Below are 24,131 nucleotides of genomic sequence, written 5' to 3'. Positions count from 1 at the left end.
GCCCCGCCATGATTGCCCAAAATGATACCGGCATCCTGTCTGAAAAATACTGGATGAAACAGCTGTCTGGCAGCTTGCCTGCTATGGACCTGGTAGCTGGTTTATCCGCTGAAAAAGAAAATGTGCTGCATACTTATAGTGTGCCGGTACCGGCTGCGCTGGCAAAAGCCGTGGCAGACCTTACCGGTAATAAGCCGCTGGGGAGGTATACTTTTTTCCTGGCTGCGCTGAACCTGTTAGCCTATAAGTATACCCGTACTGCTGATATCCTGGTATGCACCGGTATGTTCAGATCTGAAGGGAATGCAGATGAGAATATCTTATTCCTGCGCCGGCAGTTTGCAAAACATACTCCTGTAAAACAGCTGCTGGAACAATGCCGGAATAATGTACGGGAAGCCATACAACACCAGGACTATCCTTACAGGGCACTGCTGCAGCAGCTTACACTAAATAACCGCCTGTATACGCATAGCCTGTTCCGCATAGCATTAACTGACCGTTCAATACAGCATACAGCGGTGGTTATGGAGGAGTGTGAATTGTGTGTGTGCATTGAGCACGCTGAAGATAACAAAGCATACCAGCTAACTTTTTCCGGCAGGAACACCGGTTTGGCTGCTTATATGCCTGGCATGGCTGCGGGCTTGCTGCAAATTGCAGCAGCTATGCTGGAAAACCCTGGCCGGCAGGCAAGCGAAATAACAGCTTTAACTGCTGATGAAAACCGGCAGATTATCTACGGTTTCAATGATACTGCTACGAAAGGTGCCCCGGCAGCTATTACTACCTTATTCGATGAAACAGCGGCAGGTTTTCCTGACCGTACCGCTGTTATAGCCGCAGGCGGCAGATATACTTATGGTGATTTGCATGCCAGGGCCAATGCGCTGGCCGGGCTGTTGCTGAACAGGTATGCATTACAGCCGGGTAACGTAGCAGGCGTAAAGCTGCAGTCATCGCCGGAGCTGATAGTGGTTATACTGGCAATATTAAAATGCCGCGCAGCCGTGCTGCTGATAGATAGTGCTGTTCCTGCGGGAAGAGTGGAGTATATGCTGCAGAACAGTGGGGCAAAGCTGCTGCTTACAGCAAGCGGCAGCAGCATGCAAACCGGCGTTGATATACAGCAAATGGAAGTACCCTTGTGGGCGGAATTGCAATATGCAGATACGCCGCTTCCTGAAGCCGTTGATTCAGACATTGCTTTCATACAATATACCTCCGGAAGCACCGGTTTGCCGAAGGCCGCTGCCGTAACGCATGCCAACCTATGGCATCATTTCCGCTGGTTTGGCGCTTATATGGATTTCCGCCCGGAAGATGTGCTTGCACAAAAAACAGCCCTTAGCTTTACGGATTGCCACCTGGAGCTGTTATTTCCGCTCACCTTTGGTAAAAGTGCGGTTTGCCTGCGCCCCTATGACGCGATCAATAAAGACAATGCTGCTATGCACGCCTGGCTGCGGGAAACCGGCGTTACCATACTGCAGTTTGTACCTTCTGTATTTGAGCAGTTCATCCGGCAAACAGACATTACGGCATTGAAAGCCTTACGGTCCGTTATACTTTCCGGGGAAGCGCTGAAACATACCTATGACCTGCCTTTACGCATGTATAACCTGTACGGGTGTACGGAGTGTACTGCTACTACCAGTATTTATACGCTGGGGAGCGGCAACGGCGGCAAAGTGCCCATTGGCCGACCGGTTGATAATGTAACAGTATACATACTGGATGAGGATATGCTTCCTGTACCTGTTGGTGCAAGAGGTTATATCTATGTTGGCGGAAAGCTGGTAACAAAAGGGTACATATTTGATGAAGCGCAGCAGGCGCAGAAGTTTTTGCCCAATCCCTTTGCTGCGGGCGAACGTATGTACCACACCGGTGATACAGGCAGCTATATGCCCGATGGTACTATCCTTTACTGGGGCCGTAAAGACCAGCAGGTGAAAATACGGGGTATACGTATTGAACCGGAAGAGATCGTAGCTGCATTAAAAGATATAACCGGTATTGAGCAGGTGGAGATACTGACGGGCGATGCAGTAAAAGAGCAGCTGATAGCCATTTATACAGGACAGGAATACAGTGAGCGTACTTTGAAACAAAAGCTGCAGGAAACATTACCGGAATATATGGTACCGGTACGGCTGGTATATTTCCCGGAAATGTTACTGAATGCAAATGGTAAGGCAGACAGGAATGCTATGCTGGCAAGGCTGCGGGAAGCAGACCGGCAGCGCCAGATGGCGCCACCCGCCAATGCAGCGGAGGAAATACTGCTGCAGCTATGGTATACCATCCTGGAAACAAAAGAGGTGGGGGTGAACAGTAATTTCTTCGCCGCAGGCGGCCATAGCCTGAATGCCACCAGGTTGCTGTTAATGATACAGGATAGTATGCAGGTGAAGCTGAACCTGCAGGATATCTTTAATTATCCTACCGTACGGGAGCTGGCTGCCCTTATTTCCGGCAAACATCCGCAGCAGGAGGATAGTATCCCCGTTGCACCCGCCGCAGCCAGTTACCCGCTGTCAGGCGCCCAGCAACGTTTGTGGCTGCTGCAGCAAAACGAGCGGTCCAATGCCGCTTACCAGGTAGGCTGGGGCTTCCGTATAAAAGGCAGCCTGCAAATTCCCGCGCTGGAAAAAGCATTCAACAGTTTAATAGCAAGACACGAAATATTACGCACCCGCTTTCTGATGCGGAGTGGCATGGCTGTGCAGGAGATCATGCCTGCGGCGGAAGTTAACTTTCATATAACCGTAAATGATATATCCGCTGCAGCCGGTAAGGAAGTTATGGCGGCCGGCCTGGCTGCCGCTGCTGCAGACCAGCCTTTTGAATTGTCTGAAGGTTGTTTGCTGCGGGTTACATTACTGCGCTTTTTAGCGGCAGAGCACCTGCTGTTATTAACCCTTAACCACCTGGTATGTGACGGCTGGTCCATGAACATACTGTTAAAGGAGGTAATGGAAGATTATACAGCGTATGTGAACAGCTCAATACCTGTGCGCCCGGCTTTACGGATCCAATACCGTGACTATGCCGTATGGCAGCTGCAAACGGCTACGGTGCAGGCGCAGCGTGAGTTCTGGCTGAATGAATTTTCAGGGGAGGTACCTGTGCTGGAATTACCGGCAGATAAGGTGCGCCCTGCAGTTAAAAGCTATGCAGGTGATGTAGTACGCTTTTCACTGGATGGTGATACAAAAGAAGCATTGTTGCAGCTGGGCCATACCTGCGGTGCCAGCTTGTTTATGACATTAATGGCGGTTGTAAAAACATTGTTGTACCGCTATACCGGGCAGCCGGATATAATAATAGGCGCTCCTGAATCAGGCCGCAGCCATAAGGACCTGGAAAACCAGGTGGGTTATTATGCCAACACGCTGGCCCTGCGCACAAACATCAATGCAGCAGGCAGCTTCCTGGATCTGCTGGAACAGGTGAAAACACATACACTGGAAGCATACCGGCACGCAGACTACCCGTTTGAAAAACTGGTGGAAGAGCTGTCGCTGCAAAGGGATGCAAGCCGTTCGCCGTTATTTGATGTAATGCTGGTGTTACAGCACGTGAACACCTTACCTGCAGATGGGCTGCCGGGGTTAACAATAGACAGCTATGACCCTGACTGGAAAATAAGCCGTTACGACCTGCTGTTCCGCTTCACAGAAACAGCAGAGGGCATGGATGGGGAAATAGAATACAATACGGATATTTTTACAACGGAGCGCATAAGCCGCATGCAGCGCCATTATGTGCAGCTGCTGCAGTCGGTAATAGCAGCACCGGAGCAAACGCTTTCCTCCATTGTGTTTATGGATGATGCAGAGCGTAAGCTGGTGCAGCAGCTTGACCGTACGCACAGTTATTATCCCTTGCAGGATATTGCAGGTTGTTTTGAGCAGCAGGCCGTGGCTACCCCCCACGCACGTGCAGTTATATATGGCAACCAGCAGCTTACTTACCAGGATTTAAATGAAAGGGCAAATAAGCTGGCTCATTACCTTAAAAAGAAAGGTGTTGATAAGGAAACACTGGTGCCGGTATGCCTGGAACGCTCACCGGAGCTGATCATTGCCATACTGGCTATACTAAAAGCAGGCGGCGCTTATGTGCCCATAGATGCAGGTTACACACATGACAGGGCTGCATTTATTATCCGTGATACAGCCGCCGCCCTGCTGATCACTACAGCCGCGCAGGAGCTTCCCCTTGAAGATAATGTTGAATACGTGCTGTTGGACGGGCATGCAGCGGCGATTGCAGAAATGCCGGCAATGAACCTGGCCATACCTGTTGCCCCGCAACAGCTGGCCTATGTAATGTATACCTCCGGCTCAACCGGGTATCCCAAGGGTGTGATGGTAGAGCACCGTTCAGTAATAAGCCTGGTTAAACATATAAGTTATGTGCAGCTGAATGCGGATTGTGTGCTGCTGGCGTCTGGTTCCCCTGCTTTTGATGCGGCTACCTTTGAATATTGGGGTATGCTGCTGAATGGCGGGCAGCTGGTATTATGCAGTGATGATACATTACTGAATGTAAAACAGCTGGCGCAGGAAATAAGAACGCATTACGTAAACATCATGTGGTTTACTGTGGGTTGGTTTAATCAGCTGGTGGATATTGACCCGGGTATTTTTGAAGGTTTGCAGCAGGTGCTGGTTGGGGGTGACAAATTATCACCGCGGCATATAACGCTGTTAAAACAAAGGTATCCCGGCATGGAGGTTATTAACGGGTACGGCCCCACGGAGAATACCACTTTTTCATTGACCTACCACATTGATACCATAAACGCAGCAGGTGTGCCCATCGGCATCCCGCTGGAGCACCGCAGTGCATTTGTGTTGGATAGCAACGGTCAGGTATGTCCGGCCGGCATTACCGGTGAGATCTATGTAGGCGGCAGCGGCTTGGCACGGGGTTACTTCCGTCGGGATGAGCTGACAGCAGAACGGTTCGTGGAAATGCAGGGCTCTTTGCTGCCGGCCGGCAGGTATTACCGCACCGGCGATCTGGGTTATCAGCTACCCGATGGCAATATTGCCTTTGCAGGCAGAAATGACGGGCAGGTAAAAATAAGAGGGTTCCGCGTAGAGCCGGGAGAAGTGGAAAATGCGTTGCTCCGCCAGCCGGAAATAGCGCAGTGCGTAGTAGTAACAACCGGTTCGGAAAGTAATAAGCAGCTGGCAGCTTACCTGGTGCCGGCCGCAGGCGGGCAGCTATCCCCAAACGAATTACAGCGCCGGCTGAAACAGGTGCTGCCTGCTTATATGGTGCCTGCCGCTTTTGTATGGATGGAGGCTTTGCCGGTGAACAGCAATGGTAAGGTAGACCGCCATCAGCTGCCAGAGCCGGAAATAGCCGGAATGGGAATGGAGGCGCCCGACGGCGTACTGGAAACGCAGCTGCTGCATATCTGGAAAGAAGTGTTGAATATAGCCGCCATCGGTGTAACAGATAATTTCTTTGAAGCAGGCGGCCATTCCCTGAAGGCCATGCGCGTGGTATCGCGTATTGCAGAAGTGTTTGGCGTGAGTGTGGAACAGTCTGTACTTTTCCGTTATCCCACGGTACGGGAGCTGGCAGCTGTGATTGCGGCTGCAGCGCCGCAGGCTTATGAAGGAATTGCAGTGGTTGCACCGGCAGATGATTATCCGCTATCCCATGCACAAAAGAGATTATGGCTGCTGGAGCAAAGCGGGCAGGCAGGCAGCGCCTACTGTACCGGCGCCGGTTATCGCTTTCGCGGGATGTTGAATGCCGCCGCGCTGGAACAGGCCTTTGTAATGTTGATAAAACGGCACGAAATATTACGTACCCGTTTTGATATTATTGCAGGTGAGCCCCGGCAGCAGGTGAGAGATATTACCGCCATCAATTTTCATATAACCTTTACTGATATATCCGGGCAAACCGGCAAAGAGCAGCTGGCGGAAGAAATAGGTGCCGCCACCATCAATACGCCCTTTGACCTGAAGCAATGTCCTTTATTACGTGCCCGGCTGGTGAAGCTGGATGCAGATACGCACCTGTTCTTTTTCGGCATGCACCATATTATCTGCGATGAATGGTCAATGCAGGTGATGGTAAAGGAGCTGTTACATAACTACGCTTCGCTGGTTGCCGGTACCTCCTATGCATACACGCCGTTACGCATACAGTATAAGGACTATACCTTGTGGCAGCAACAACAGCTGCAGCGCGAATGGGAGCAGGACCACCGCCGCTACTGGTTAAAGCGTTTTGCCGGTGAATTACCGGTGCTGGACCTGGCAACTGATTTTACACGTCCGGCAGTGAACCGTTACCAGGGCCGCACCCTGCAGTTTAACCTGGGATTGCACAACAGCAGTGAGCTGGAGCAGCTGGGCCGCCGCCATGGCGCCAGCCTTTTTATGACCCTGCTCGCAGCATTACATACTTTATTATACCGTTATACCGGGCAGGAAGATATTGTGATTGGCAGCCCTGAAGCAGGCCGCAATCACAAAGACCTGGAAGACCAGATAGGTTATTATGTGAATACCCTGGCCCTGCGTAACCAGGTAAATGGTAAGGATGGTTTTTCCGCTTTCCTGGAAAATATCCGGAAAAGTACGCTGGAAGCCTACCAGCATGCCATGTACCCGTTTGATCTGCTGGTGGATCAGCTGCCGCTGCAGCGGGATCAGAGCCGTGCGCCTTTGTTTGATGTGATGATGGTGCTGGCGCATGCGCAGCATGAAAATGAGATCCCGGTAATGGAAGGCATTACAGCTTCACTGCATGAAATAGCTATGCAGGGCAGTAAATACGATCTGCTGTTCCGTTTTACGGAAACGGCCGAAGGTATTCACGCAGAGATAGAATACAATACAGACCTGTTCCGTGAAGAACGTATACAGCGTATGGCCCGGCATTTTGAGGCGCTGATAGCAGCCCTGCTGCAGCAGCCGGAGCAGCCGCTGGCAATGATCAATTACCTGGATGTAAATGAAAAAGACCGGCTGATCAATGTTTTCAATCCTGCGCCGGTGCCTTACCCGGTATCAGAAACGCTGGCTACTGCTTTTGAGAAACAGGCCGCTTCAACACCTGGTAATATTGCTGCAACATTTGATGGTGTTTCATTCACCTACCGGCAGTTGAATGAGCAAAGTAACCGTTTAGCCCATTACCTGGTAAACAGCTGTGGTATTGGCCGGCATGCAAAAGTGGGCATTCTGCAGCAGCGCTCCGTGAATATGCTTGTAAGCATACTGGGCGTACTAAAGGCCGGCGCCTGTTACGTGCCGCTAAATGAAGAGCATCCGGCCGGCAGGATCCACTATTGCCTGGATAATATTGCAGCATCGCTGGTGATCCTGGATAACCGGGAGGCGGTTGCAACCTATAACCTGGAAGGCTATAACAGCATTAGCTGGGAGCAGCTGCAGGAAAATGATCTGGCAGCACAGCCGGTAACAGACCTGCCGCAGGCCAGCCAGCCGGAAGATACCGCTTACGTGATCTTTACATCCGGCACTACCGGCCAGCCCAAAAGTGTGCTGGTGGCACATAACAGCGTAATAAACCTGATACTGGCAGGCCGGAATTACTTTGAGTTTAATACAAACGACAGCTGGACGCTGTTCCACAATATCAACTTTGACGTAACAGTATGGGAAATATTTGGCGCGCTGTTATGTGGCGCGCGTCTGGTAATTGTACCCAAAGCAACTACCCGTGACCAGGAAGCAGTTATACAGCTGCTGGTGAAAGAGAATATCACTGTTCTGGCGCAGGTGCCATCGGCATTCAGCACATTGCTGGAAGTATTAAAGCACAGAGAGCCATTGCCGTTTGCGCTGCGTTACGTGATCTTTTGTGGTGAAGCGCTGAACCCCAAAATGCTGGAACCCTGGTGCCGCCAGTATCCCGCAGCAATACCCATTAACATGTACGGTATCACAGAAACCACAGTACATGTTACATTTAAGCAGATAACAGCAGCAGAGGTAAGCTCCGGTGAAAGTAATATCGGTATTCCATTGCCCAACATGGAAGTGTATATTATGGACGAATACCACCAGCTAAAGCCGGTGGGCACTATTGGCGAAATAGTGGTAGGCGGTACCGGTGTGGCGCAGGGCTATCATAACAGTGAAGCATTAAATGCGCTGAAATTTATACCGCATCCTTTTAAAGAGGGCAAACGGTTATACTGTTCCGGTGATCTGGGTATGATGCTGCCTAACGGTGAAGTGATCTATAAAGGCAGAAAGGATCTGCAGATCAAGATCCGTGGTTTCCGCATAGAACCCGGGGAAATAGAGGCGGCGCTGTTACAGCACTCCGCCATTGATGCTGCACTGGTAATAAGCCGGAAAGATAAGGAAGGCGCAGCACAGCTGGTAGCCTATATTGTAAGCAAGGCAGCGCCGCCGCTGGATGAGCTGAGAGCTCACCTGGCAGGGCGGTTGCCGGAATATATGATACCGGCGTCCTTTGTTGCGCTGCCGGAATTTCCGGTAACGGCCAATGGGAAAATAGACCGGGCTGCATTACCTGCACCGGGGGATCAAAACCTGTTGAATGAACAATATGCGGCGCCGCGGAATGAAACAGAAACGGCGCTGGTACAAATATGGCAGCAGGTGTTGGACTTGCCCAGGGTAGGCATTACAGATAATTTCTTTGCCATTGGCGGCCACTCCCTGCGCGGCACACAGCTGGTATTTGAGATCTATAAGCATTTGAACGTGAAGATAGAGCTGAAGACTATTTTCACATATCCTACAATTGAACAGCTGGCGCCGGTAATTGCGAGGGAAGCACCCCGTAAATATGAGCCCATACCGCTGGCTCCTACAGCTGCACATTACCCGCTTTCCCATGCGCAGCGCAGGTTATGGCTGCTGGAAAGAATGGGGCAGGGCAGCTATGCCTACAACATGCCGGCGGTGTTCCGTTTTACCGGCACGCCGGATACCGCTGCCCTGGAAAAAGCATTGCAGGAATTGGTGAGCCGGCATGAAGTGTTGAGAACCATCTTCACTGAAAGCAGCGGCGAGCCGCGGCAGGTGATCGCAGCAACCGGCAGTTATCATATGGGGCTAACGGTTATTGATGTACGTAATGATCCCAACCCCGAAACAGCTGCTATCCACGCAGCAGAACAGGATGCAGCCACTCCTTTTGACCTGAAGGCCGCGCCACTGATCCGGGGTGCTTTGATCCGCGTGAGCGATACAAGCTGCCTGTTCCTGCTAACCATGCATCACATTGTATCGGATGCCTGGTCTGTAGACATCCTGATGAAAGAGCTTACTATTTTGTATGAAGCCTTCAGGCAGGGCACTACACCGGCTTTGCCGCCATTACGCATGCAGTATAAGGATTATGCGGTATGGCAGCACCAGGCGTTGGGTAAAGAGAAGATGACAGCCCACCGTAATTTTTGGCTACATACTTTTTCAGGAGAAATACCTGTACTGGAAATGCCTTTGCAGCATGCCCGCCCCCTGATCAAAACCTATAATGGCAAAACGGTGCATGAAAAGCTGGATCAGCAGCTGGCGCTGGCTTTAAGCAGCCTGGGACAGAAAGAAGGCGCCAGTCTTTTTATGACGCTGCTATCAGTAGTATATGTGCTGCTGCACCGCTACAGCGGCCAGGAAGATATGATCCTGGGTACGCCGGTAGCAGGCAGGGACCACCCGGACCTGGATAACCAGTCAGGGTTTTATGTAAATATGCTGGCGCTGCGCAACAGGATGAGCGGCGGGCAATCCTTCAAAACCATCTTGCAGCAGGTAAGGGACCTTACCCTGCAGGCATACGAGCACCAGGTTTATCCGTTTGATTTGCTGGTAGAAGAGCTGGCAGTAAAACGGGATATGAGCCGCCACCCGCTTTTTGATGCCGTAGTGGTGTTGCAGAACAGCACCCCGCGCTGGAATACGGATACGGTACAGGATATGCAGATCAATACCTATCATGTGGATACGGCTATCAGCAAATATGATCTGACCTTTAGCTTTGTAGAAACCACAGATGGCATAGAGCTGACCATAGAATATAACACGGACCTGTTCAGCGAACGTTTTCTGCAGGGATTATGCAGGCATGTGGTGCAGCTGGCAGGCATTTTAACTGCCAGTCCCGAAAAGCCTGTGCTGGAGCAGGATTTCCTGGATACTGCGGAACATGAGCAGCTATTACAAACCTTTAATAATACACACCGGCCTTACCCGCATGATAAAACAGCGGCCACTTTATTTGCAGCGCAGGCAGCTATTTATCCTGACCATACTGCGGTAAGCATGGGAGAGCTCAGCTACACCTATAAAGAGCTGAACCAGGCTGCCAATAAGCTGGCCGTTTACCTCCGGAATACTTACGGTATTGTTGAAGGTAAATATGTAGGCATACTGATGAAGCCATCGCCCTTATTGCTGGCAGCTATGCTGGGTATTATGAAAACAGGAGCGGCTTACGTGCCAATAGAGCCGGATATGCCGGCCAGCCGCATACATTTTATATTGAACGATACGGAGGCAAGCCTGGTATTGATCGAAAATGCGCAGCTGACGGATCAGCTTCAGCCGGAGCAAACGCAATCCCTCCTATTATCAGCGGCATGGCTGAATGAGTTGCCGGCCGGCAGCCCGCTGCCTGTGCCTGAGAACAGCAAGCTGGCTTACGTGATCTACACATCCGGTTCCACCGGCCAGCCCAAGGGTGTGGCAGTACCTCATGCAGGACTGGTAAATCTTTGCTGCTGGCATATACGCCAGTTTAATGTAGGTAATAGCTCACGCGCCACTATTTACTCCAGCATCGGATTCGATGCAGCGGGTTGGGAAATATGGCCTTACCTGCTGGCCGGCGCCTGCCTTTACCCGCTGGAACAGGCTATAAAGCTGGATATGCCGGCATTGTCTGCTTTTTTCAGCCGGCAGCATATTACGCATGCTTTTTTGCCAACCGCAGTGTATGAGCAGTTTTGCACCACCGCAGACCCTGCGCTGTTTAAAACACTGCTGGTACTTACCGGCGGTGATGCGCTGAGGAAATACAAAGGGCGTGTGGCAAACAACTATGGTCCTTCGGAATCCACTGTAGTTACCACTTCCATCATGCTGAACGGCGCACCCGCAAATGCGGTGATCCCGATTGGCAGGCCTATAGACAATACGCAGGTTTATATACTTAATAAAGCAATGTTATTACAGCCGGTAGGTGTTAGCGGCGACATTTATATTTCCGGAAGCGGATTGGCAACCGGATACCTGAACCAGCCGGAGCTTACAGCGCAGCAGTTTATTCCACATCCCTTTGAGCCCGGAAAAGTATTATACCGTTCAGGCGACACCGGCCGCTGGCTGCCGGATGGCGCCATTGAATTCACCGGCCGGTCAGATGCGCAGTTCAAGATCCGCGGCATCCGCATAGAGGCAGGCGAAATAGAGAACCGTTTACTGGCGCTGCCCGGTGTGCAGGATGCCAGGGTATGTGTATTAAAAACTGATGATAATATTTTGCTGGCAGCCTACCTGGTATGCGATGAAGAACCCGTGCATGAGCACCTGCGCGGCCAGCTAAGCGCGTTTCTGCCGCCTTATATGATCCCCGACTGTTTTGTACGCGTACCATCTTTTAAGCTAACGGCTAACGGTAAGCTGGATACCAGCGCGCTGCCGGCCGTATCAGCTGCCATGATCAGGAAAAACACCTATCAGCCGCCTGCCGGTGATACCGAACAGTTGCTGGCAGCTATCTGGAAAGAAGTGCTGGGTGATCATGATATCAGCGTGTACGATAACTTCTTCGAGATCGGCGGCAATTCAGTGAAGCTGATCGCCATGCACAATAAGTTGATCCGTCATTTTGGCGATCGCGTGAATATTGCAGACCTGTTCATTTATAATAACATCCGCACCCTGGGCGGCTTGCTCCGGAACATGCAGGAAACTGCTGTAAATACGGGGATCGACGTATAACCCTATTGCTCCACTCTTCATACATTACATATGAAAATCGCATTAGTAAACATGCCTTTTGCTGATTTCAAACGGCCGTCTATTGCCATTGCACAGCTGAAAACAGTGATCGGCGAAAAGTCTCCGGATATAGAGGTGCAGGAGATCTACCTGAACTCGGATGTTGCTGCCTACCTTTCACCGGATATCTACGAATTTATTTCACTCAGCGGGCCATCCAATACCATTGGTTTTGGCGACTGGTTCTTCCGGCAGCAGGCGTTCCCTGAGCTGGAAGATAATACCGCCGCTTATTTTGACCGTTATGGCATACAGCTGGGACAGGAGTCAATAGATATTTACTACGCTGTTATAAAGGAAAAACGGGAGCAGCTGGGCACTTTCCTGCAACAAATGATCGATCAGTACCAGCTAACCACCTATGACATTGTAGGGTTTACCTCTATGTTCATGCAAAATGTGCCCAGCTTTGCGCTGGCGCGTTTACTTAAAGCACAGCGCCCCGGGGTAACGGTGATCATGGGTGGCGCCAACTGCGAAGCGCCAATGGGTGAAGAGATCGTACGGCAATTGCCCTTTATAGATTATACTTTTTCCGGTCCGGCACTCATAAGCCTGCCCGCATTTTTAGATGCCTGCCTGCAGAACGATGAACAGCAAAAACACCGCATCAATGGCGTATTCTCGAAACGTAACTGCAGCCTGAATATGGAGGATGTGGCGCCCGGGCAATGGAAGCCGGTAGCGCCGGTGGGGCAGGAGCGGCCTATTAACGATGTGGTAGCGGTGGATTATGACTTTTTCATGGAACAGTACAATAACGGGTTTGCCTATACGGGGAAAAAGCCTTACCTGTTATTTGAAACATCCAGGGGTTGCTGGTGGGGTGCCAAAGCACATTGTACCTTTTGCGGCCTTAACGGCGGCAATATGGGATACCGCGCCATAGGCCCTGCCAAAGCCATTGAATATATAAACGGCCTTTTCCAGAAATATAAGCACCAGGTTGATCTTTTTTCCTGCGTGGATAACATTATTCCTAAAGAATACTTTACAGATGTTTTTCCGCTGATGAAAGTACCGGATAACATTTCCATTTTTTACGAAGTGAAGGCCGATCTGCTGGAAGACCAGATGCAGGTGCTGGTAGATGCGCGCATCCTGCAGATACAGCCGGGTATTGAATCCCTGGATACCTCTACATTAAAGCTGATGCGTAAAGGAACAACGGCCTTCAACAATATCAGGCTGTTAAAATACTGCATCCAGTATGGGGTAGAACCTTACTGGAACCTGTTGATAGGGTTCCCGGGCGAGCAGGAGGAGACGTACGAAAGATATGCAGGTATGCTGGAGAACCTTTATCATCTGCCACCCCCTGCCGGCGTATTCCCCGTACGGTTTGACCGTTACAGCCCTTATTTCACAAAAGCAGACAGCTATGGGCTGGATCTGCATCCGTTGGATTACTACAGTTTCATTTATCCCTTTGAGGCTACGGTAATGTCAAATATGGCATATTATTTTGCTGATCATAATTATAATTCAGAGTATATACGCCATGCCGCCAAATGGGTGCAGCGCCTGCAGCAGATCGTAACGGCCTGGGGGGAACGCTGGAAACGTACCGGCGACCTGCCCGTGCTGAAGCTGCTGAATGAGCACGGCCGGCAGGTGATCTTTGATACCCGCCATACTTATGAGCGGTATGTGTTAAGTCCCGTGCACCTGGCAATACTGGAAGTATTATCAACCCATAAGAATAAAGCCGCTGCATTCAACGCATTGCCTGGCTTCCCGCAGAATGAGCTGGAAGAAGGCCTTGCCTTCCTGTTTGAGAAAGGCCTCATTTTCGAAGAAAAAGGCAGCATGTTAAGCCTTATACCCGCCACCGGCATACATGATGTGGTAAAGACCGGTGAAGTATTACTGGAAGCCTGATTTTTTCTTTCCCCAATTTTATTACCCAAGGCATTTATGCAACAGCATACAAAAATTGCAATCATAGGGATGAGCGGGATCTTTCCCGAAGCGGATAACCTGGATATGTTCTATCATAATCTGCGCGTCGGCAGGGACAGCGTGCGCCCGGTTGGCGCCAACCGCCTGCAGGACGTGGGACTATCCACCTCCGGCAGGTATCATGTGATAGGCGCATTAGACAGTGTAGATACCTTTGATCATGCATTCTTTAATATATCAAAAGCAGAGGCGGACCTGATGGATCCTGTGCAGCGGCAATTGCTGCAGCTGGCCTGCAGGGCTATTGAGGATGCCGGCTTAGGGCTGCAATCGTTAAGTGGCAGCAATACGGCCGTATACCTTGGTGGTAATCCTTATTCGGCTTATCATGGGCTGATGGATGATGCCGCAAAGGAGCACCCGGTATTTATTACCGGTAACCTGCATGCGCTGGCAGCAGGCCGTATTGCGTACCACCTGAACTTATGCGGACCGGCCATGATGATAGATACAGCCTGTTCATCGGCCATGGTGGCACTGCATGAGGCCTGCCAAAAGGTATTGACCGGTGAGGTGGAATATGCGCTGGCAGGCGGCATGGATATCTTACATGTTTTTAAGGAAGCGCCGGAGGAGCAGCTGGGTATTATGTCGCCGGACGGGCGTTGCAGGGCATTTGATGCAGGTGCAAAAGGCATAGGTTCCGGCGAGGGCGGTGGATTGCTGTTGTTAAAAAGGCTGGATAAAGCCCTGGCAGACGGCGACCGTGTACAGGCGGTGATCATTGGCAGCGCTGTTAACCATGATGGTAACCGTTCCAACGGGCTAACAGCCCCCAGCCCTGCCGCGCAAACAATGGTATTGCAAAAAGCCTGGGAGCGTGCAGGCGTTCCCGTGGAGTCTATTACCTATATTGAAGCGCATGGTACCGGCACGGTACTGGGCGACCCTGTTGAGTTCAAAGGGATTACAGACGCCTTTAAAGCACATACGGACAAGCAGCATTTCTGCGCGGTAAGCGCACTTAAAACCAACCTGGGGCATCTGAACAATGCAGCCGGCATAGCAGGTGTTATTAAAGCTATCCTCTCGCTGCAGCATAAGGAGATTTTTCCATCCCTGCACTTTAATACACCTAATCCCTACATAGATTTTGAGCATACGGCAGCTTATATCAATACACAGCTGAAAACCTGGGAGAATGGCACTTATCCACGCCGTTGCGGAGTAAGCTCATTTGGATTAAGCGGCACCAACGGTCATATGGTGCTGGAAGAAGCACCTTATGTATTTCCTGCCGCAGCAACATGGGCCGGTGGATGGATGTTAAAGCTGTCTGCCGCTACTGCTGAAGGTTTAGCTGCCTATAAAAAAGAGGTTTATAGCTATATTCATAATAACCGGGAGGAGGCTTACAACATAATCTATACCCTGAACACCGGGCGCGATGACTATACATTCCGGGAATGCACGGGCGCTGCCGACCTGGATACACTGTTACAACAATTAGGTAATCCTGCAGCGCAGGTAGCGGAAGTGTTACCGGCAGCGGGTATTACAGCACTTTTTTCTGATGAGGTGATCCCGGTACAAACTATTACGCAGTGGTGCACAGTGTATCCCGTATTTAATGAACACTATAACAGGCTTACTGCAGGTGTGCCGGGTAATGCAGCGTGGCAAACCATTGCTGCACATTACGGAATGCAGCAGCAGCTAACCGCCTTCGGCATGCCGGTGACCAACTACATCGGTACCGGCATAGGGCAGATCAGCCGGCGGCTGGTAACCGGTTTGATCACAGAAGACGAAGCTCTGTCCATGCTGCAGGAAGGGCGCTACCAGCAAACCCCGCCTGATGCGGACAAGCTGCGTGCCGCTGTAAATAATATGCAGGAACAACAGGCAACGGTTTTCCTGGAAATGGCGCCGGCCGGCAGCTTATCCGGTACCTTGCTGTCATGGGGCCTTTCATCCCCGGTATTTGTTATCCCTGATTTACCCGCTCTGCTGCTCACCGCATTATATAATGCAGGTATTACCATTAACTGGGCAGCCTGTTACGGCGCATTCCCGGGCCGCCGGGTAAAAGCCCCGGTATACCCATTCAGCCGCACACGTTGCTGGATAAACGAAGATGAGATGCAGGCGCGCCTGCCCGTACATGAATGGTGCTACCAGCTTGGATGGACCGCTAAGCCCATGCAGGAAGCAGATACGCCTTATGTAAAGGGTAAAACATTTGCCGTTGTAATGGATAGCGCCGGGCTGGGGAAACACCTGGTAAAACGTCTGCAGCGTATTGGCAATACCTGTATCCCGGTTTGGTACAGCCATGCTTACCGGCAGCTGGACAATGGTGGTTTTGAAATAGATGCAGCAGCGGATAGCTATGAACAATTATTCCGGGATATTAAAACCCTGCATCCATCACTGGATGGTATTATTTACCTGGCTCCGTTTGCGGCGCCTGCAGGCGGCTCTACCGCATTAATGGCCGCATGGTCCCGGCAGCTTTTATTCTTTAAAGCTTTTCATACCTGGCTGGCAGATACGCCCGGCCAGCTGGTTTGCGTAACTGCTAACGGGCAATGGCTGCAGAATGAAACAGCTGATGCAGCAGCGCATCTTGCTGCAGCCGCCTGCAAATCCTTATTAAGCACTTATCCTTTACTGAAGGTAAATGGTATAGACCTCCCTTACCAGGAAGATGATTTTTCAGATGCTACGGAACATATCCTGGGAGAGCTGTCGGCAGATGAGCTGCATGCTTTTACAGCGTACCGCGATGGTACCCGTTATGTGCCGCAGCTGCAGCAAATGTTTCCCGCTGCGCCATCTGGCAGCGCTTATACTTACCGGAACAATGGCCGTTATATTATTACCGGCGGTGCAGAGGGTATTGGTTTTGCCATAGCGCAGCACATCAGCGCCCGGGTGCAGTGCAGCATTGTTATTATCGGCCGCACACCCCTGCCCGCGCAGAGCGAGTGGGCAGCTGCGGTTAACACCACGGCGGATGAAGCCGTAAAACAGCGTTTACAGCGCCTGTTATTACTGCAGCAAGCCGGTGCAACGGTTGAATATTATGCAGCAGATGTGTCGGATGAAACAGCTATGGCGGAAGTGCTGCAGCACATTAATACTACTGCGGGCCCTACAGACATTATTTTTCATGCCGCAGGTATTATGGGCAACTGGCTGCCGCTGGAGCAGCTGCCGGTAGCAGATGTAGCAGCTGTAATGGCGCCAAAAGTGGCCGGCAGTATGGTGTTGATGAATTTTTACCGCCTGCTGCAGCCGGAGCGGATCGTGTTCTTCTCCTCATTAAATGCAGTAGTGCCGCAGAAGAACTCATATGCCTACACGCTGGCAAATGCTTTTGAAGACGTATATGCCCGCACGTTACAGGCGCAGGGCATACCGGTGCAATCCATTAACTGGGGTGCCTGGGGTGAAACCGGTATGACAGCCAGGATGCAGCAGCTGCAGGGAACTACAGCAGATGCGCCGGTGAGAAGCTGGCGTACCAAAGATGGTATCAGGGCCATGGAATATGCCCTGGCAGCCGGTGACAGCAATATACTGATCGGGGATGTAGACCTGGAAGGTTTTTATAGTAATCCGTTTTTTCATATTGCTGCTGCCAGTGAAACTATTACTGCTGTTGAAAACGAAGCTGCCAACGCTACCATGCACGACGTGTGGACAGCAGTATTGCAGGCCCGTCAAATTAAACCAACCGATAACTTTTTCCAGCTGGGCGGACATTCCCTGCTGGGCACCCGGCTCATGAACCGGGTAAGGAAGATATTCGGGGTAAACGTTAAGTACAGCGACCTGCTCCAATACCCCACGCTGCAACAGTTTGCGGATTTTGTAGCACAAAGGCAAACAGGCAGCAACAAAGCATATACACAAATAACACCTATAGCCGCCGCGCCCAATTATCCCGTGGCGCATGCGCAAAAGAGATTGTGGATCCAGCACCAGCTGGATGTGCAGCAGTCTGCCTACAATGTAGCAGGTGCATACAAGCTGCAGGGCAGCCTGGATATAGCTGCGCTGGAACAGGCGCTTACCCTGCAGCTGAACCGGCATGAGATCTTAAGAACAACATTCAGCCTGCAGGACGGTGAGCCGGTACAGGTAATAGCCCCGTTGTTCACTGCGCCGCTAAGCCTGCCGCTTCATGATCTGCGGGAGGCGCCCCGCAAGCATGCGCAGGCTGAAGAACAGGCAGATCGTTTTATCCATGCACCTTTTGACCTGGAAAGAGATCAGCTGATACGTATTGCATTACTGCAGCTGGAAGCAAATGAGTATGTGCTGTTGCTGAACATGCACCATATTATTGCAGATGCCTGGTCTGTAAACCTGCTGATGACCGCCGTAATGACCGATTATGCCGCGCTGAAAGCAGGCCGCCCCGTGCAGCACGATGCATTACATATACAGTATAAGGATTACGCCGCCTGGCAGAATAATGCATTGGCAGGCGGGGAGCTGAATGTACACCGGCAATACTGGCTGCAGCAATTTGAGCAGCTGCCGCCTGTATTGGAAATTAATACAGACAGGCCGCGCCCTGCATTTAAAACCTATAACGGCCGCCGCATATTCAGGCATATCAGCCCTGCGCTGCGCGCCAGGCTGGAGGCTATGGGACAGGAGCAGGGAGCCAGTTTGTTCATGGTGCTGCTGGCAGCCACCCAGGCTTTGTTGTATAAATATTCCGGTAAAGAAGATATTGTGATTGGAACACCGGTAGCCGGCAGGGACCATGCCGATCTGGAAGACCAGATAGGCTGTTATGTGAATACACTGCCTTTAAGAACGCAGTTTAGCCGGCAGGATAGTTTCCGCGAGCTGTTAAGCAAGGTAAAGGCTGTAACAACACTGGCATACGAGCACCAGGTATATCCTTTTGACCTGCTGGTGGAAGACCTGCAGCTTACGCGCGATAACAGCCGCTCACCGCTGTTTGATGTGGTGGTGGTAATGCAGCAGATAGGCGTAATGGATGCAACGGCATCAGCGGCGCATGGACTTTCTTTTGAACCCTACCCTGTACCGGTGCAAAGCAGTAAGTTTGATCTGACCTTTGATTTTAATAATACCGGTGAAGGCATTCTTTTTTCACTGGAATATAATACCGACATTTTTGAGCAGTACCGCATGGAAGCAATGATGGAACATTGCTGTGAGCTGCTGTTGTCTGTAACAGAGAACAGCGCTGTGCCGCTTTTGTCGCTTTCTTATCTTACCGCTGCTGAAAGATCATTGTTAGCGTCCACCGGCAGCCAGGTTGCTTACCCCGCTGAAGAAAATATTATAAGCCTTTTTGAAGAGCAGGTGGCCTTAAACCCCCAGGCAACAGCAGTGACCTATGGCAATGTTTCGCTTACCTATGAGCAGCTGAATACAGGTGCAGACGAGCTGGCGGCACGGCTGTTAAAAGTGCTGGACAGTGAAGAAGCATTGGTGCCATTGCTGGTAGTGCCGTCACCGGAGCTTATCATCGGCATCCTGGGCATCTTAAAGGCGGGTGCAGCATATGTGCCGGTAGATCCCGCTTACCCTGCAGAAAGGATTGATTACATACTTTCTGATACCGGCGCAAAAGTAATGGTGGCCGACGCTGCAGGCAGGGAAAAGCTGCAGGATAAAAGTGCATTACACGTCCTTGAACCGGCAACCGCAGCGGGAAGAACAGCTCCTGTAAAAACTGCTATCCACTCAAAGCAGCTGGCATATATGATCTATACCTCCGGGTCTACGGGCCAGCCAAAAGGAGTATTGATCACACATGAAAATGTAGTGCGCCTGCTGAAAACAGAACAGCCTTTATTTGACTTTCATAACGGTGACGTATGGACGCTGTTCCATTCCTCCAGCTTTGATTTTTCCGTTTGGGAAATATTCGGGGCGCTGCTGTCAGGCGCACGCCTGGTAATTGTGCCTGCAGCGATGGCAAGGGATACCTTGGCATTCAGCGAGCTGCTGGTGCAGGAAGGTGTTACCATCCTTAATCAAACCCCCGGCGCATTTTACCTGTTACAGGACCAGGTAATAACAGATGGCAGCCCTTTGCAGGTACGTTATGTAATCTTTGGCGGCGAAGCGCTGAGCCCTGCCAGGTTACAGCCCTGGAAAGCGCAGTACCCCGCCTGCCGCCTGGTAAACATGTACGGCATTACGGAAACAACCGTGCATGTAACCTACCGGGAAATACTGGACGCAGATATTGCAGCAGGTATCAGCAATATCGGAAAGCCTATCCCTACACTGTATTGTTATATACTGGACCAGGACCAGCAGCTATTGCCTGCAGGTACTGCCGGTGAGCTGTATGTTGGCGGCAGTGGCGTGGCACGCGGGTATTACCGCCGCCCGGAATTAAGCGCCGCGCGTTTTATAAACGATCCTTTTAACGCGGGCAACCGGCTGTACCGCAGCGGGGACCTGGCACGCCGCCTGCCGGATGGTAACATGGAATACCTGGGACGTATAGACGAGCAGGTGAAAATAAGAGGTTACCGTATTGAGCTGGGCGAAATTAATTTTGCATTATCCAAACATCCACGGGTAGCACAATCCGCGGTAATAACCGCCCGGGATCAGCTGCTGGCTTATGTAGTGCCGGAAGGAGATTTTGATGCGGAGGATGCACGAAGGTTCCTGCAGGCAAAATTACCCGCCTATATGGTGCCTGCCTTTTTTATAACATTACCCTCATTGCCCCTGACCGCAAACGGCAAGCTGAATAAAAAAGCATTGCCTGCACCGGATAACACAGCTGCAGCAGGCGTAACTTATGTGCCGCCGGCAGGGCCTGTGCAAACCGTGATGGCAGAAGTATGGGAAACCATTCTCCATACATCAGGCATTGGCATACAACATGACTTTTTTACACTGGGTGGTGACTCACTGAAAGCCATCCGCCTGCTGGCAGCGATCAATAAACAGCTGGGTACCGGCTTCACCGTTGGCCAGCTGTATGCGCATCCAACCATTGAAGCGCTCAGCGCTTGCAATAGTGAGGCCGATGCGCCGGCAACAGCCATGGAACGCGGCAGGCAGCATATCGCTAACCTGGTGGCGCGTGTGCTGGAAGATGACCGTGAACGCACATTGTTACCCACAGACTACGAAGACATTTACCCGCTTACGCCCATAGAGAGCGGCATGATCTATACCTCGCTGCTAAGGAATGATACACCGGTTTATTATGACCAGTTCTCTTTCCATATCCGGATCAGCAGCATGGAGCAGTTCATGCAGGCCATTGCACAAATGATGGAACGTCATTCCATCTTGCGCACACGGTATTATACTGCCGGTTTCCGGGAGTCGCTGAAAGTGGTAATGAAGAATATACCTGCTCCTGTAAAACATATTTCGCTGGAAGGCAGCAATGCAGCAGAGCAGCAGCGCCAGGTGCAGCAGTATATGGAGGCCGACCTGGCAGCCCGCCTGGATTTCAACGGCGACCTGTTATGGCACATGCAGCTGTTCGGGCTGGAAGAGGATAGCTACTTCCTGGTATGGAGCTTTCACCATGCAATGCTGGACGGATGGAGCGTGAATATTTTTAAAACGGAGCTTTCGGCATTACTGGCAGGTAGTAACAGAACAACCCTGCAGCCCTTACGCTGCAGCTACAAGGATTATGCGGCGCTTGTAACCGGCCGTAACAGGGATGCGGCCACCACCGCTTACTGGCAGCAAACAATGGAAGGTTATGTGCGTAATAAGCTGCCCTTTAATGCTTCGCCGAAAACAGGTGGCCCGCAGACTATGAGCAGTGTGCAGCGTGTGCTGTTGCCCGGCTTATTAACCGCGCTGGAAGCGCTGGCAGCCCGTCAGCAGGTAGCATTGAAAGCTGTTTTCCTGGCAGCGCATGCATGGCTGCTGAAAATAATTTGCGCAGAACAGGATATTGTTACCGGCATTGTTTCCCACGACCGGCCGGCTATAGAAGACAGTGAAAAAGTGCTGGGCTGCTTTCTGAGCACTGTGCCGGTGCGTTTACAGCTGGATGGGGTGTCAGATATAGCAGGTTTGCTTTCGCTGGCCAATAATGTGTTAATGGATGTAAAGCCGCATGAGATCCACCTGCTGGATATTGCCCGCATTATCGGGGAAGCATCCCACGCAGGTAACCTGATCTTTGACACACTGCTGAACTATACGGACTTTCATGTGATGGAAGACTGGGTGGAGAATGATGTGCTGCAGGCGGAAGATGCGGTGAAGAAAACCGGTATTCCCCTGCGTTCTGCTGAAATGACCAATACTTTGCTGGACCTGGAAGTAGATAAAACCGGCGGCCGTTTATCCTGCCGTATTAAATATGTACCGGCTTATTTCCGTGAAGAAGATATGAGCTACGCGCTGGAAATATACGTGCGCATATTACGCGCCATGGCTACCGATGTGCAGCAGCCCCTGCATGCAGCTGCGTTAATGGGCAGCACGGTACAGCGCTGGCTCACTTACGATTTTAACAACACACTGCATCCCTATGATGATAGTATCCGGCTGGAGAGCCTGTTAAGCAGGCAGGCTGCTGTTAGCCCGGATGCTACCGCGCTGCGCTTTGGTGCTGCTTCCATGAGCTATGGTGAGCTGGATGCAGCTGCTGATAAGGTGGGCCGCCATCTGGCAGCAGCAGGCGTATTACCGGGTGAGCCGGTTGGATTGCTGACCGGCCGTGGTTTTGATATGATCATTGGTATGTATGGCATCCTTAAAGCAGGCGGTTTTTATGTGCCGGTAGAGCCGGAATATCCTGAAGAGCGCCGCCGCAACCTGCTGGAAAACTCCGGGGTAAAGATGGTGCTGACAGACCAGGAGCAAAATGATACCTCATTTACGTATATACTTTTACGTGAAGCTGTGCTTTACAACGGCAATGCCTCCTTACCGGCTAACCTGGACAGCCGCAGCCTGGCATATACTATTTATACTTCCGGTTCTACCGGCCAGCCCAAAGGGGTAATGGTAGCGCACCATTCAGTGGTGAACCTGCTGCAATGGGTGAACAGCACTTACAGTGTAAATGCTGCCGACCGCCTGCTGTTCATTACCTCCATGTGTTTTGACCTTTCTGTGTATGATATTTTCGGGATCTTATCAGCCGGAGGTACCGTGGTAATAGCCACTCGTGAAGATGTGCAGGATATTGTGCAGCTGCGGCACTTGCTGCTTACGGAAAAGATCACTTTCTGGGATTCTGTGCCCACCACTATGCAATATTTGACAGGTGAGCTGGAACATGCAGCAGATGGCTTTAGCTGTCCCAGCCTGCGGGTAGTGTTTATGAGTGGTGATTGGATCCCGGTAAGCTTACCACAACGTTTACGCGCTTACTTTCCCAATGCACGGGTCATCAGCCTGGGAGGCGCCACAGAAGCCACGGTATGGTCCAACTATTATGAGGTGCTGCCGGGTGTAACACATGAGGTAAGCATACCTTATGGTAAGCCGGTATGGAATACGTTCTTTTATATTTTAGACAGCCATGGCGGGCAGGTGCCTCGTGGTGTGGTAGGAGAGCTTTACATTGGCGGGGTAGGAGTAGCAGAAGGTTACGCCAATGCTGCAGATAAAACGGCTGCACAGTTTGTAGCCGATCCTTACCGGCAGGATGGCGGTGGTCGAATGTACCGCACGGGCGATCTTGGCCGCATGCTGCCGGATGGCAACATAGAGTTCCTGGGTCGTAAAGACCAGCAGGTGAAGGTACGCGGTTACCGGGTAGAGCCGGGAGAGATCAGCTATCACCTGCAGCAGTACCCGGGAGTGGAGGAAGCAGTGGTAAGTGTATGGAAGGATGAGCGGGGCAGCAATTACCTGTGCGGTTACGTGGTAAGCGCCACGGAGCTGTCATGGGCTGCAGTAAAAGCACATTTATCAGGATCGTTACCGGCCTACATGGTACCGGACACGTATATACGCTTGAGCGCTATTCCGTTAACGGCCAATGGGAAGATCAATTACCGTGGTTTGCCGGTACCAGCCAGGGCAGGCGGGGAGGTAGCTTACCAGGCAGCAACCACAGTGCTGGAACGTACGATGGCCGGCATCTGGCAGGATATACTTGGCTTACAGCAGATAGGCATCCATGATAATTTTCTTGAGCTGGGGGCGCACTCTTTGAACATCGGCGCATTTGTGAAC

3 protein-coding genes are annotated in these 24,131 nt (G+C 51.4%); all 3 read left to right on the top strand.

Translation table 11 applies throughout. The features are described from left to right. Window positions 1-8: 8 nt before the first annotated feature. A complete protein-coding gene (locus BMZ54_RS32350; protein WP_089921378.1) occupies window positions 9-11,984 on the top strand; it encodes a non-ribosomal peptide synthetase in 11,976 nt (3,991 codons plus the stop codon). A gap of 30 nt (window positions 11,985-12,014) precedes the next feature. Beyond that, window positions 12,015-13,925: a RiPP maturation radical SAM C-methyltransferase gene (locus BMZ54_RS32345; protein WP_089921376.1), complete on the top strand. Its 1,911-nt coding sequence runs from the start codon at window positions 12,015-12,017 to the stop codon at window positions 13,923-13,925. Between the two features lie 36 nt (window positions 13,926-13,961). Further along, window positions 13,962-24,131 (top strand): non-ribosomal peptide synthetase (locus BMZ54_RS32340; protein ID WP_143081217.1); only part of this gene is annotated, 10,170 nt, incomplete at its 3' end.

Origin of the sequence: Chitinophaga rupis (genome assembly GCF_900109685.1) — a bacterium.
Lineage (GTDB): Bacteria > Bacteroidota > Bacteroidia > Chitinophagales > Chitinophagaceae > Chitinophaga > Chitinophaga rupis.
This window is presented reverse-complemented; position numbering and strand designations above follow the sequence as displayed.

Excerpts from the sequence above, each read along its gene's own strand:
- BMZ54_RS32350 (WP_089921378.1), top strand. The coding sequence starts at position 9 with ATGATTGCCCAAAATGATACCGGCATCCTGTCTGAAAAATACTGGATG.
- BMZ54_RS32345 (WP_089921376.1), top strand. The coding sequence starts at position 12,015 with ATGAAAATCGCATTAGTAAACATGCCTTTTGCTGATTTCAAACGGCCG.